Annotated in this window: 8 protein-coding genes and 1 tRNA gene; 6 read left to right on the forward strand and 3 right to left on the reverse strand. The window is 44.3% G+C overall.

Going from position 1 to position 13,676, the window contains the following annotated elements; translation table 11 throughout:
- Positions 1-71 precede the first annotated feature (71 nt).
- Positions 72-1,028 (forward strand): D-alanine--D-alanine ligase family protein, encoded by a 957-nt coding sequence (locus G469_RS0101950; protein WP_028263610.1) that lies wholly within the window; start codon positions 72-74, stop codon positions 1,026-1,028.
- Positions 1,029-1,036: 8 nt separating this feature from the next.
- Positions 1,037-3,973, forward strand: a complete 2,937-nt coding sequence (locus G469_RS0101955) for a helicase C-terminal domain-containing protein (RefSeq protein ID WP_028263611.1) — start codon at positions 1,037-1,039, stop codon at positions 3,971-3,973.
- Here the strand turns inward: G469_RS0101955 and G469_RS0101960 are convergent.
- Together G469_RS0101960 and G469_RS0101965 are read right to left on the reverse strand one after the other, a co-directional pair.
- Positions 3,970-4,971: a helix-turn-helix transcriptional regulator gene (locus tag G469_RS0101960; protein ID WP_028263612.1), complete on the reverse strand. Its 1,002-nt coding sequence runs from the start codon at positions 4,969-4,971 to the stop codon at positions 3,970-3,972. The genes G469_RS0101955 and G469_RS0101960 overlap by 4 nt on opposite strands.
- Entirely contained in the window at positions 4,961-5,992 is a 1,032-nt protein-coding gene (locus G469_RS0101965) for a helix-turn-helix transcriptional regulator (RefSeq protein WP_028263613.1), read from the reverse strand. The genes G469_RS0101960 and G469_RS0101965 overlap by 11 nt, the downstream gene beginning before the upstream one ends.
- Positions 5,993-6,104: 112 nt before the next feature.
- Here G469_RS0101965 and G469_RS0101970 point away from each other — a divergent pair, with 112 nt between their 5' ends.
- Positions 6,105-7,193, forward strand: a complete 1,089-nt coding sequence (locus G469_RS0101970) for a hypothetical protein (RefSeq protein WP_028263614.1) — start codon at positions 6,105-6,107, stop codon at positions 7,191-7,193.
- Between the two features lie 135 nt (positions 7,194-7,328).
- Positions 7,329-9,734 carry a M28 family peptidase gene (locus G469_RS0101975; RefSeq protein WP_028263615.1) on the forward strand — a complete coding sequence of 802 codons (2,406 nt, stop codon included), beginning with the start codon at positions 7,329-7,331 and terminating at the stop codon, positions 9,732-9,734.
- Positions 9,735-9,823: 89 nt separating this feature from the next.
- Here G469_RS0101975 and G469_RS0101980 read toward each other — a convergent pair whose 3' ends face one another.
- The gene (locus G469_RS0101980) at positions 9,824-12,718 is read right to left on the reverse strand and encodes a VaFE repeat-containing surface-anchored protein (protein ID WP_028263616.1); all 2,895 of its coding nucleotides are present in this window, start codon (positions 12,716-12,718) and stop codon (positions 9,824-9,826) included.
- 288 nt (positions 12,719-13,006) lie between these two features.
- Here G469_RS0101980 and G469_RS0101985 point away from each other — a divergent pair.
- Together G469_RS0101985 and G469_RS0101990 are read left to right on the forward strand one after the other, a co-directional pair.
- A tRNA-Gly gene (locus G469_RS0101985) sits at positions 13,007-13,081 on the forward strand.
- Between the two features lie 56 nt (positions 13,082-13,137).
- On the forward strand, positions 13,138-13,641 hold the full coding sequence (locus G469_RS0101990; protein ID WP_028263617.1) for a hypothetical protein: 504 nt from the start codon (positions 13,138-13,140) through the stop codon (positions 13,639-13,641).
- Positions 13,642-13,676: the final 35 nt, after the last annotated feature.

Here is a 13,676-nt window from a genome sequence, read left to right on the forward strand (position 1 = left end):
GAGTATCCTCATACAAAGAACTGTTATACAAAGTCTAACGTACATTTACGTTCTCAATGAGGAGTTTCACAATGACCAACATTGATGTCACAACCTGCAAAATTGCACTGCTATCTGGTGGTTGGTCTGACGAGCGTGAGATTGCATTAGCGAGCGGTCATGCGTGTGAGAGAGCGTTGCATCAAGCAGGCTTTGAGCACGTAGATTTTATCGATATTGCCGAGAAAGGCGTGCTGTCTAAGCTTGAGGACGGCAATTATGACGTTGCGTTTATCGCAATGCATGGCCCGTATGGCGAAGATGGCTGTGTTCAGGGTTTGTGTGAGCTTTTGCACCTACCCTATACGTTCTCAGGCGTTCTTGCATCAGCTATGGGAACCGAAAAGCAGATTGCAAAAACAATTTACGAAACAGCAGGTATCCCTACTCCTCGCGGATATGAAATTACACCCAATCAGGAAATTGATGCTGCATATGCACAAAAACTTGTTGAAGAGCTTGGACTACCAGTTTTTGTAAAGCCCGCCACCAATGGATCAAGCTATGGTGTTTCACGTGTAACCTCTGTTGATGAATTGCCGCAAGCAATCAAGCTTGCCTGTGCTGATGGAGATAACGCACTGGTTGAGAATTGCATTGTAGGTACCGAAATCACCGTTCCTGTAATTGGCAACAACAACCCGCAAGCGCTTCCTATTGTAGAAATTGTTACCGGAGCGGAGTTTTATGACCTTAAGGTTAAGTATGAGCCCTCTTCTTTACATCACGTAATTCCTGCAAGGCTTTCTGAGAAGGCATATACATTGGCGCAAGAGTATGCGTGCAAGGCTCATAAGGCTCTGGGGTGCAGAGGAGTATCGCGTAGTGACTTTATTGTGACTACGGATGACCAGCCTGTTTTATTGGAGACCAACATGATTCCCGGTATGACGGAAACTTCATTGCTGCCTGATTCTGCACGTCATGCTGGTATTGAGTTTTCTGAGCTTTGTCGTACGTTCGTTGAACTTGCGCTTGAGCGTGCATAGGCGGTTTTATGACACAACAAACAAGCTCCACACTGATCGAGCAGTTTTTGCTGCCCGACACACCTGATGCTATTGCACAGACATACGCTGGATTGTGTGAGCAAGCAGAGCAGCAAGATCTTGGATTGCTAGTAGATGACTTTATTGTTTTAGATACAGAGACAACGGGCTTATCGTTTAAAAAGTGCGAACTTATAGAAATTGCTGCTGCACATATTGAGAATGGCCAGATTACCAATACTTTTCAGACCTTTGTGCATCCAAACTCACTTATTCCAGAAGAAATTACGAAGCTTACGCATATTTCTCATGCTGATGTGGCAGACGCGCCTTGCGCAGAGGATGCAGTTAGCGCATTGGCAGATTTTGTGGGCGGCATGCCTGTGCTTGCCCATAACGCTACCTTTGATCGCACTTTTATTGAAAAGGTCAGAGGCGGAAAGCTGGTTAGCGATACCTGGATTGATACACTTGCGTTGAGTCGTATCGCCTTACCTCGTCTGTCTTCTCATAAGCTTGCAGATTTGGCACAAATGTTTGGATGTGCGGCGGTATCGCACCGTGCCATTGATGACGTAGTAGCACTTGCTGGTGTCTGGCCTGTGATTCTCTGTGGATTACTTAACCTAGGCCCAGGATTGTTGCGTACATTAGCAGATATGCACGAGGATGTTAATTGGCAGTTCAGGCCCATATTTGGCTACCTAGCTCGTTTGCAGGGCGAGGTTCCGTTTTTGCTTGAACAAATTCGGCGCGAGCTTTTAGCAGATGATTTGTCTGTGCGTACAGATGCTGCGCAACTTACTCAGTCGCTCAATCCGGTTACTGCAAAGCAGATTGACGAGGCATTTAGCAAGTCTGGCTGTGTTTCTCAGATGTATGAAGCCTTTGAGCTGCGCCCGGAGCAGCTACAGATGGCACAAGAAGTTCGAGAAGCCCAAGCATCTGATACTTCACGCTCCATAGAGGCAGGTACAGGTGTTGGTAAGTCCATGGCTTATTTGTTGCCAAGTATTATATTTGCTCAGCGTAATCAGATTACTGTGGGTGTGGCTACAAAGACAAACGCGCTTACAGATCAATTGGTTTCTCATGAGCTTCCTGCACTAAGTTCTGTGCTTGACCAGCAGGTTCGTTATTTTGCTCTCAAAGGATATGAACACTACCCCTGCTTGCGCAAAGCTTTGTTAGCAACCTATATGGAGCTACCTGTTCAAGAGGTCGATACAAACATGCGTTCTGCAGCAACAGTAGCTCAAGATCAGTTAACTGCCATTGCAGTAACGCTGGCCTATTCATGCCAGTCACCCTCTGGCGATTTGGACTCGTTAGGCATTAAATGGCGCAGCGTTCCACGCTCTTTGCTTACCACCACTTCAGAGGAATGTGTTCATAATAAGTGTCCCTTCTTTCCCAAGCTGTGTTTTGTGCATGGTGCTCGTCGCAGGGCGGCTTCTGCAGACGTGGTGGTTACAAATCATTCTTTGCTGTTGCGTAATGTTGCTGCTGAAGGCAACATTTTGCCGCCTATCCGTCACTGGATTATCGATGAGGCTCACTCGTTGGAAGATGAAGCTCGTCATCAATGGGCGGTGGAGGTTTCTGGTTACGTGGCAAAAACAGCATTTGAAAGCATTGGTGGTACGCGTACAGGCGCAATACATGAATTACTTGTTCAAGCTGCTGGGGTGGAAGGCTCTACACTGATAAGTGGTTTACTTACTAAAGCTGCTTCTGCATGTACTCGCGCATCCATTGCAACAAGTGAGGTTTTCTCGGCAGTTGCAGATTTTTGTAAGGAGCATAATTATTCGCGCGGCTATGATACACAGACCATTTGGATTAGTCAGCAGCTTCGCAAAAGTGATTCGTGGCAAGCGGTTGTAGAAGCTGCTCAGCCAGCCATTCGTGCCTTGGATGAGGCATTAAAGCTGGTGCTTGAGGCTCAAACAAAAATTGCTGAGACAATTCAGAAACCACAGGCAGAGTTATCTAGTGATTTGCGTAGTTTAACAGAGCTTCTGGAGGGACTGAAGCTTATTGTTGCTGGTGAGGATGCCAGTTACGTATATTCTGCGCGTGTTATACGTGGTCGCGGTGGTCTTATCAACGAAGCACTTTTGGCCGAGAAACTTGACATTGGTACTGAGCTTGCAGAGAAGTGGCTACCAGAGACCATGAGTACTGTTTTTACCTCTGCTACCATTGCGGTAGGAAATGACTTTAAGCACTTTAATCATTCGGTCGGTGTGGATGGTTTGCCCGTTACTAAACATAAAGACGTGCGACTGAGTTCAAGTTTTGATTATGACAACAACATGCGTGTATTGGTTGCACGTGATTTACCACAGCCCAACGATCCAAACTATATAAGTTCGCTTGAGGATCTATTGTTTGATGTACACAAGGCGATGGGTGGATCAGTTCTTACCTTGTTTACCAACCGTCGTGAAATGGAGCGCGTGTATGAAGGTCTTCATCCGCGCTTGGCAGCTGAAGGTCTTAGTCTCTCTATGCAAGAAAGGGGTTTGGCAACTAAGCAGCTGAGCAATAAGTTTTTATCACAAACGTCTATGTCTTTATTCGCATTAAAGGCGTTTTGGGAAGGTTTTGATGCAGTGGGTGATACATTGCGCTGCGTGGTCATCCCCAAGTTACCTTTTGCAAACCCCAACGATCCGCTTTCTAAAGAACGAGATGTTCGAGAAGAGCGTTCTTGGTGGAAGCATTCGCTGCCAGAAGCGGTCATTTCTGTTAAACAGGCTGCTGGTAGGCTTATTCGTAGTTCAACAGATGTAGGAGTGCTGGTGCTGGCAGACCCTCGTCTTATGACTAAGGGATACGGAAAACAGTTCTTATACAGTTTGCCTACGAACAATTACACGGCTTTGGAAGCAGAGCACATTGGTCGCTATATTGAGCTGTGGCGCAAGTCACAAAACTAAGGTGTCGAAGCAAGATCATTAAGAAGGTCTTGGGCATAGTCCGAGACCTTCTTTGCAAGCTGTGGATCTTCAATCTGAACTTGGTCTCCGCAGGCAGCAAGATGACGAATAAGCCAGCTTGAACCATAATTGGGGATTATTAGTTGGATATTTTTATTAATAAGCTGAGTTCGCTTTATCGCGTGCCAGGGGTAGGTTTCTTCAAGAGAGGGATCCAGTAAAGTAATAGCTACACTATTTGCAGAATTTGCTTCAGTCTGATTTGCAATCATCCTACAGTCTTGTTGACTTATGGGGATGGTCTTCTCACCAGCTTCATTACCTTGTTCATGGAGCTTAGGCGTCTTAATGTTATGTATCTCACTCATTCGATCAAGCCTAAATGTACGGAGTTGCTTGCTCGTATATTCATAGGCTTTCAAATAAGCATATCCATCTTGTACATATAGACTAAGGGGATGCACTAGACGCAGTTTTGTTGTATTGCTGTGCTGCGATACATATACAAACTCGAGCTGTTGGTTATTTATAAGTGCACGTATGCAATCAAGAAGTACCGTGGAGCTTCCAAGTATGCTGGTATTTACAACGGTTCGTGTTATTTCTTGCGTGTCTATTGTTGGTTGTATATAGCTATTTTGAATGATTTGAAATAATGGATCGCTACTCTTAAAGCCACTGGTTTGCAAGGCTACTAAAAGTGCAATTGACTCAGCTTTTGTAAGGCGTAGAGGCTTTATCGAGGTGGTGGGAGAGATAAACTCTAATTCATCGTCATTCTCTCCAAACGCAAGGGGGAGATAGGAAGCCTCATCTCCTGCAACATCTACCAGCATATCCATAAGCCGTTGAGCTTCTTCATAGCTAATATTGAGCTTTGCGGCAGCACTTTGTGCTTGGATTGGCTCGTTGGATTGAGCCAGTGCGGCAAGCAAAACCGTGAGTTGTTTAATAGTTGTTTGCCCACTCTTAGGCCCACGCTTTGACTTATTTGTCATGGTGTGCTGCCCCCTTAAGAAGATCAATATAGGCTTCTATCAAAAGTGCTGGGTCTTTAGGTCTAAAACCATGTGCGATTACCCATCGAGCTGCCTCGTGAACATAGTTTGGATTAAAGGACAAAGTTATTGTGTGGCTTTGTTGATTAAAATTGCTGTAAGACCCACGCAGTTGCTCCGCTAAAGCTTCCTGTTCTGCTTCATTGGGGACAAAAAGTTGAGCATTCACAAGCGTGTCTCCGTATTGAAAAGGAAGCCGTATATAGTTTTTTACAGAGAAGTTAGATGGAATTTCATACCTAATAGATAAAGGGACTATGTCTTTTAAACGGTCTTCTCTAAAAATGCGGATGTCTTTGAGGTTAGGGCCACCAGATAGCATTGGTGCAGCAACAAAATAAGACATACCACGCGAGGAAAAGAGGCCAAAGGGAGCAATTTTTCGAGTACTTGGCCTGCCCGCAGCATTACAGTAAGAAATTTGGCATGCAAGGCGCTTAGCAAAACAATCATGAAGTATGGAACTCATGAGAGATGTTTGAACAGTCGCAGCAGACACATCGCTAGTTGATGACATGACAAACTTTGTGTCTTGATTAAAGGCTTGACTGATTTTTGCGAGCGCCATACGCAAGTCTTCTTGGTAGGGAAAGCCGGGCTGCTCAAGATAGGGGGTGCATACAGATTGAATAATAGTTGCATCCTCATGAGTGAGGGAAGAAGCATTGGCAAATGTAATGTTTTCATCTAATACATAGACGTCGCCCAAGTTTTCATCTCGTACAGAAGTGATAGAAATTCCACACTGCTCCAAATAATCTCGGTCGCGCTTAAAAGCTTTCTCGGCAGCAGATTGTGAGAGGTGCGAGTATAAAGCAGACATCACTTGTGTAAGCGTGAGGGGCGATGAAGCACCCATAAACAGCACTGCAAGTGAGGTTATCCGCTCAGCCATTTGCTCTCGCTTGGTCAAAGGAGCACCAAAGTCATCATCTGCAAACAAATCTATTTGATTACTCACAAACCCTCCCAACAAATTTATCGATTTCCGATACAGGTATATCCCTGATAGTATTAGATAATTCATGGTATTACTGTCACAATTCAACATAGAGAAGAGCGGAGCTTGTTGCATGAGTAGTCAAACATCGCGTCATATGGCAACTGCTAGTGACTCGTCGTCTAAAAACTCAAAAGCTCAAGATTCTTTTGTGGATGGCTCTACTTCTAAATCTCCTACGCCTCGTCGCGATCAGAAAAAAATCCCCCTTGCCATTAAGATTGGTGCAAGCCTTATTGCCTTGGTAATTCTTGGCAGTGCAGGTTATTTGATTTGGCGTCATCTAACGGGAGCTGCTCAGGCTAAAGAGCAGATTGCTGCAGCTATTAGTTCTGTTTCTAAGAGTGACGCTGCTATTGTTCCACTCAACAACACTATCAGTTCTGATTTGGGAGTTAAGACAAGCGAAGAACTTACTAAAATTAGAGATGATGCCAAAAAAAGCACTTCTTCTTTGGATGAAGCTCAAGCTCATGTAAATAATGCTAAATCCCTAAATGAGTTTATGACTGATGATGAACGCACCGTTGTTCAGGCTTTACAGGACTCTATTGATCAGCGCCGCAAGCTTATTGATGCGGGTAGCGAAGTTCTTACGGTGGATATTGGCGTTCTTGATGCTAAAACTTTCCTTACTCAGGCAATGGAAAAAGCCGTTTCTGCAGACTCTCATGTTGAGAAATCCGTAGAAGCTGCAGCGGAGTATGCAAAATCTTTAGCAAAAGAAGAGTCTTCTGTAGATGATGCCAATATTCCCATTGGTTTTGATAAGTCTGCCATGGAGGATATCACTGCAGCTCAAGGTTTTGAAAATAATGCTGAACAGGCATTTTCTCAAACCGATTATTCTGTATATACCAACTATCTAACAGCTCGCAAGGATGCCATTCAAGCGCTACTGGATGCAGATACGCATATTGCATTTGGTGAATTTGATAAGGCGCAGGCAAGCATTGAGGACTATAACAAGCGTGAAGCAGCCGTAGCAGATTTGGCAAAACAACTACCAGAAACGCCTGATGCATTCTTGAGTGAGCCTTATGACAGTGCACTTAAGAAGTCGCTCGATGCCTATAAAGAGATTGCCGAGAAGCTTGCTGTAACCGATGAAAAAGTTCGTAATTATCAAGGTTTGGCAGCCGGAGGCTCAAAAAAGGCGTAGAGATTAAGGAAAATTTTCCTTATAACGGCTTAAATTGGCCAATAAACCATTCTTCAAATGCGGTGGATTAATTTAGGACGTATACTCTTAGCGTGACTATCAAAATGCAATGAGTAGGTCCAAAGGAAAACTTTTATGCCGACCAGAACTAATAGGTATCTCGAGTATCTCGATCAGCAGACGCCCATCGCTCCTGCCAACAGCCAGGAGGAATTGCAAGAGGCAAAGAATATTGAAGCCTTCTTTTTGTCTCGTGGTTTAGAAACTACGGTTCAAGAGTTTGATGCTTCTGCAGCAGCTCCTAACATTAGGGCAATCATGCAGGTAATTTTGCTTGTGGGTATTCTGCTTTCACATATTGGCAATACGCTTCTATCCGTTATTGCAATGTTTATGACTCTGGCAGCAGCTGCGTTGCTCATTATGGATACTATGGGCAAGGATATCTTTACACGTCGTACTCCTCCTGCAAAGAGTCAAAACGTTGTTGGTGTACACCGTGCATCTGGTCCCTTGGTCTCTAAGGGGAATCGACCTATTGTGATTGTTGCTCATTACGATACGCCTTACGAAAATTTCCTGTTTAATCCTGCTATTGCAAAGGCACAACCTTACATTCGTATTGCGGCAGTATGGAGTGTACCTATTGTTGCTTTTTGCGTAATCTTCCAACCCTTTGCAATGCTCGGAAGTTTCCGTGCTTTACTTTGGGTTGTTGGTATTCTTGCTGGTATTGCTCCCTGCTGTGTGGGCGTGGCAAAATTGGCCGAACATCATCTGGGTTGCACAACTGGCGCAAACGACAACAAGTCTTCCATTGCTGCTCTTTTTGATATTGCTGCAACCATTCACCCTACCGAAGAAGAGAAGTCCAATGCCTTCCAAAAGGCAGAGGATACTTCTTTAGATGAAGCAGAAACGAATCTTTCTGTTGATGAAAATACTTCTGTACCAGAGCCTCAGCCTCGCTATGAAGAAGTAATAGGCGCTCGTCATGGGGAAGAAGTGCTTCGTAAACTAGGCATAGTTCCTGCTTCTTGTGAAGTAGAGTATGTTGAACCCAAGATTATTGAGTATGTAACTCCCGAGGCTAATTCCACCTCTGCCGCCTTTGTGACAGATGCTATGGCGAAGAGTGCAGGGGGTAATGAAGAACTTTTGTCTGATGATGGAATTGCAGATGGCTATGAGCAGCCTAATCAAGATGCGGGTAAAACTACTCGTTTAGAGATTCCTGTTGCAATAACAGATTTCTTCTCTCGTGTTAAGGATTTTGCCTCCAGCAAAATGCACCATCCTGCACCATCAGACGTTCCTATGGTGGAAGCTGTTGAAGATAATTCTCATCAGGCAGAAGAAGTACTAACAGAAGAAAACTCTGTGGTAGACACTACTGCTGAGGACACCATTTTGGCTCCTGCGCTTGATCAAGAGACCATCGCTCAAAATACAACCTCTCCTTCTCGGACAACTGAACTTCCTGATTTGAGTGCAGATGAACAAGTTAACCTTGCTCGTCGAGTTTCTCTATTTGATCTTCCCGATCCTTCCCATGCGGAGGTTGATCCTCTTAGTCCTGAAGGCGTAATCAATGAACATATTATGGTTCAGGATGATGAAGTGGTGGTGGATACAACAGTAAAGACCAGCAATGAGGCTCCTGCGCTGTCTTTGGTAGAGGACGTATCGGCGCCAAATCCCGTTATTCCTGCGGTATCTAAGCTTAGTGCTGATGTAATGCATCCTGCGAGCAAGATTTCTACCCGCAAAAAACTACGTCTTTTTGGCAAAAAGAGGCAAAACGATGATTCCTTGTCGGATTTTTTGGGAGTCAACGAAGACTTCAATGCCAAGACGGATGGTAACAAGATTGGTTCTTGGGACAACTTTGATACTACTGATGAAGAATCTAAGTCCACTGACTCAGACAATCCCGAAACACCTTGGAAGGGTGGAGCAACGCGCAACTCTTTATTCCAGGTAATTGAGGGAGATGCTAACGAGAACTCTGCTGAGTCCGAGGAGCAACACGAAGAAAAGAGCGTTCCTACGGACGAGGAACTTCGCGATGCTGTTTTGTCTATGTCTGATGACGAACTGCTTAGTCATGATATTTGGCTTGTTGCCTTAGGTTCTTCTGCGCTTGATCATGCAGGAATGACTGCTTTCTTACAGGATTATCGCAGGTCATGTCGTGGTTCCTTTGTTATTAATCTGGATAGTATTGGTGCTGGCCAATTAACTATGTATACCAATGAAGGGGCTTACAATAATCGCCGTGCAGACCGTCGTTTGGCACGTCTACTTACTACAACAGCTAATGATTTGCACATTGATTTAGCTAAGACAACGCATCGTTGGGGCGATACAGATGCCACTAAGGCTATGCGCTCTTCCATGCGCTCCGTCACCCTTGCGGGTGTGGATGAAAAAGGTTTGCCTGCTTTGTCTCATACCGCAGATGACGTAATTGAAGAAGTGGATCCAAGGCAGATTAAGGATGTTTCTACTTTGATTTGTGAACTTATTCGTCGTTCATAGGCATTCTAGAAATACTATAGTTAGAACCTGCTTGTTCTAGCCCCAGATAGCGGTTTGCTATCTGGGGCTTTGACGTTTTATATGGCTACCTATAGATTTTTATGGTGCTTAAAAGCCCTTGAACCACCTAAGGTCAGCCAGCCACCAACAGCAAGACTAACGATAAATCCAACACTCAATAGGTCTCCTGTTTTAGGAAGCTTAATTTTCTTACCCCAAAACTTTTTTGGAGGTGTTTCTGGTTGTGGAGGTGTTGGCGGCTTTGGAATTAAGAAGCTTTGGCCCTCATCATCAAAGTCTTCATGATTAGCAAGCTCAACCTCGCCCAGATAGAGTTTCTCAAATGCAACGATATGTAAATCTGTATTGGGTTGCTGGTGTATTGTGAAGGGAACTTCTACTACACCATCAGGCGCTTCTGGGGTAAATTCCACCTCTGTCACTAGAGGGTTCTGACTATCTAACGTCAAAGGCTCCTGAGTCTGTTTGTCCATGAGTGTGCCCACCATCTTGTATTGTTTGCCAGGTATAAGTCCTGCATACGATACGGTGTCAATCAGTTCTAATGGAAATGCAGCTACTGTTTTGTCTGAGGTTTGTTTATTGGCGAGTTCTGTTTTGATGGTTGGTGCTAAAACCGTCTGCTGACTATTGTTTAGACTTGTATGCTCAACAACACATCTATCGCCTTCATAAAGCCGGGTTTGAGCAACAAGTCTATTTCCCTTAACGGACTGTCTGTCTATCTCAAAAGCAACAACATGCTCAAGGTTTGTGTCTTGTGCCGTGAATTCATAGCTTTGTTCAGCAAGTATGGCGGGGGTTTCTTCAAAAATATCAACGAGTTCGCTCTTGAGTACATACTTTGTATTTGGAACCAAACCAGTAATACTTGTTTTATCAGTAAGTTTTTGTGTCGTTTCTAAGCCCAATATTTGTTCTTGTGTTGTATCACATTCCAAATGAGTAGTGATGATTGGATGCCAGAGCGTTTGTTGTTGGTTATTAAGGTCATGATGTTTTACAACTTCTTTTCCACTGGAGTCAAAGAGGGAGACATAAGAAACAAGCTGGTTAGGTAGTTCATCGAGCTTATCGATAGAGAAATGTAGATCAAGTCCACCAGACGATTCTTTTGGAGTAAATTTTTCTGTACAGGTAACAACTCCAAGTGAGTTGTTAAGTTCATGTCCAGTAGTTTTATCAACTAACGATGCCTTGAGTGTATATTGTGCGTCTTTAACTAAACCAGAATAAGAAACATGATCTGTTAGTGAGATTGATTCGGAAGTTTCTTGCATATCTAGTTGGGCAATAGTGTGACTGTGAGTAGTGTCTTCAGTAAGCTCAGTTTTTATTTTGGGTTGGAGTACGCCAAACTTTACAACTGCAACACCAGATTGGGTTGTTACCTGCGGACTTACAAATCCAAGCACAACATAAGGTGTGTCACCGGTTTCCTTTTTAGCAAGTACGCGTAGCATGGCTGTACATTCTGAGTAAGTGCCTGGTTTTACAACATTTTTTGGTTGTTTTACATGTCCACAGAGCATGGGTATCACACCAGAGCCCCTTGCCTGATCGGTGTGAGGATCGTTGGCGCGAAGACCATTAAAATCCCAAGCAGAATATTTAGAATGTCCCCAAGGAAGACCCAGAGCAAAAGCAACATCATCAACCAACTTAATGGCATGCCCATCGGCGTCGGAGAGCTTAGCAAGATGCGAATCCATATCATCCCAGGTTGCTCCAGAAAGGAGTTTATCGATAAGGACTTCGGTAGATTCTTCTCCCTTATAACCTACGGTATTGTTAGTCCATGCGTAAATATAGGGTGCACATTGGGTTGCAAACGCGCGGAAGTAGGCATCATCATAGGAAATAGAGGTTTGAAACTCGTATTTATCACCAACTTGTATCTTGGAAAGGTCAATGGAGTCAAATTTTCCCCAAGGCCACATGGCCATCTCATCTGGATGAGAAATACGAGCAAAGCCATATGCGGGCGTTGCGGGCATAAAGGTATCAACTAAGGTGTTGATGGCACTTTTACTAGTAATTTGGACGGTAATAGATGGTTGAGCAAAGGGGGAGAGTGCTAGCGTAAGTTTACCGGTGTTCTTGTCATAAAATGCACCCTCCTGAGTACTGAGCTTATATGGTGATGAATTGCTGTCTGTATAAACAACTAAGTCTGCAAGAGAAATTTTTTCGGCTTGATGTTTGGAAACAAGCGGAATAGTTACGGTGTTTTCTAGGGAGTCTACTGTAATGATTTGAGTTTCTTTTAAGGGCTCAATACCCACACGCTTGCTAGTTACACGTGCTTGAAATCGTGTTTGCAAGTCACTATTGAGTTCTATGCCCACCAAAAGTTGTGCTTGTATGCCAAAGGCAATCTCCTGGCCCTTTTTATTGGTAAAAAGTGATTTTGGAATATAGGCAATGCCAGCTGACTTATCAAAAACTACACCGTGAATAAGCGTGCCTGATGTATCGTCTGTAGCAAATGTTGCGTCTTTGACAACGCCGCTGCGTGTAAGTTTGGTAGCATCAATAAATGCGACGTAGTAATCATTGGAAGCATCAAATAGATGCGCAATAGATTCGTATTGACCAACAATGGTGTCACGTGCCGTTTGAGCATTGGACCATATGGTGTCCAAGGTGGCATCCTTAGCTAAAACAGAGGCATCAGCCAAGGTGTACTTAATTGTCATGGTATGACCAGAGTCTTTGAGAGGAGGTCTGTTTAGCGTTGTGCCAGTAAAACGCATACGTTCCACTCCGCGCAAGAAAAGTTTGTGTAGCCCAGCAAGGGGAGCTAAGTGATTAGCGTTCTGATCAGACTGATGGTTTGACTCGTCTTTGGAACTGTGATCAGTAGCAGCGTTCTGCAACAAAGCTTTGTCTATATGATGGGCAAGATACTCTTCTGTTTGTGGATAAATTGGCTTTTGGGTTACAGAAACTTCTTTGTTCACAGAAGATTCCTTTGCCAGCGCGAGTGTGCTACACCGAGTAGGCGAGAGTGGAACAACCATACCGCCTGTTAAAAGTAGACATAAGCAAAGGGACATAGCTCTTTGAGTAATGCCAGAAAATGTCCTTCTCTTAGGAATTTTGATATGGTGAGGCGTGGTACACATAGGCTTCTCCTCTACAAAATTGATGGAAGCCAAATGCTAGAGAATGCTTCTAACACGAATCCAACAACTACAAACAACCTTCCTCTTCCCAAAAATATGTCGTGTGATAGAATCGCTCTATGTGCGGGCATCGCCAAGTGGTAAGGCAACGGCTTCCCAAGCCGTCATGCGCGGGTTCGAATCCCGTTGCCCGCTCCAAGAGAGCTTAATGAGCCCCGTTTTTTGGGGCTTTGTTTTTGTTGTTGGGAGGTTGTATGGCTCGTGTGATGACACCCATGGCCAAGCACCTCATAACCCTACTAGACTCGTATTGCACTTCAGATGGAACATACGAATTGCCCAGCACCGTTTCTGTTGAGGCACTTATGAATCTTGCACTAGAAATTGGTGGTGAAGATCTCTCGTTTTATTCCAAGGCAGATGAGGTAGTGTGGGCGGTTGCTCGCCATGAGGGTTACGTTGTTCCAGACTTTCCGCTGGACTCAAATTCTGAAGTTAAAGGGTTTTTAGCAGAGCATGGTGTTGCAACTACTACAGGCTGGTACCTTAAGCGTGGCTTGCCTATCATGACAGTTACACATCTTTGGTTGTATTCCTGTTTTATGGCTCGCAACTTGCCATTTTGGCGCCGATTACTTGTTTTTGAGGCAAATGAAGTTACTGATGTAAACAGACTTGCTTGTTATATCCGCGACGCGTTGACGTTTTGCTTGAGTGAACAAACAAGCGATGATGACGCAAGCTTGTTCGCCGTGTAATATGTGCCTATATTTCCAATACGAGAGGAATATCC

This window comes from Atopobium fossor DSM 15642 (assembly GCF_000483125.1).
GTDB classification, from domain to species: Bacteria; Actinomycetota; Coriobacteriia; order Coriobacteriales; family Atopobiaceae; genus Atopobium; species Atopobium fossor.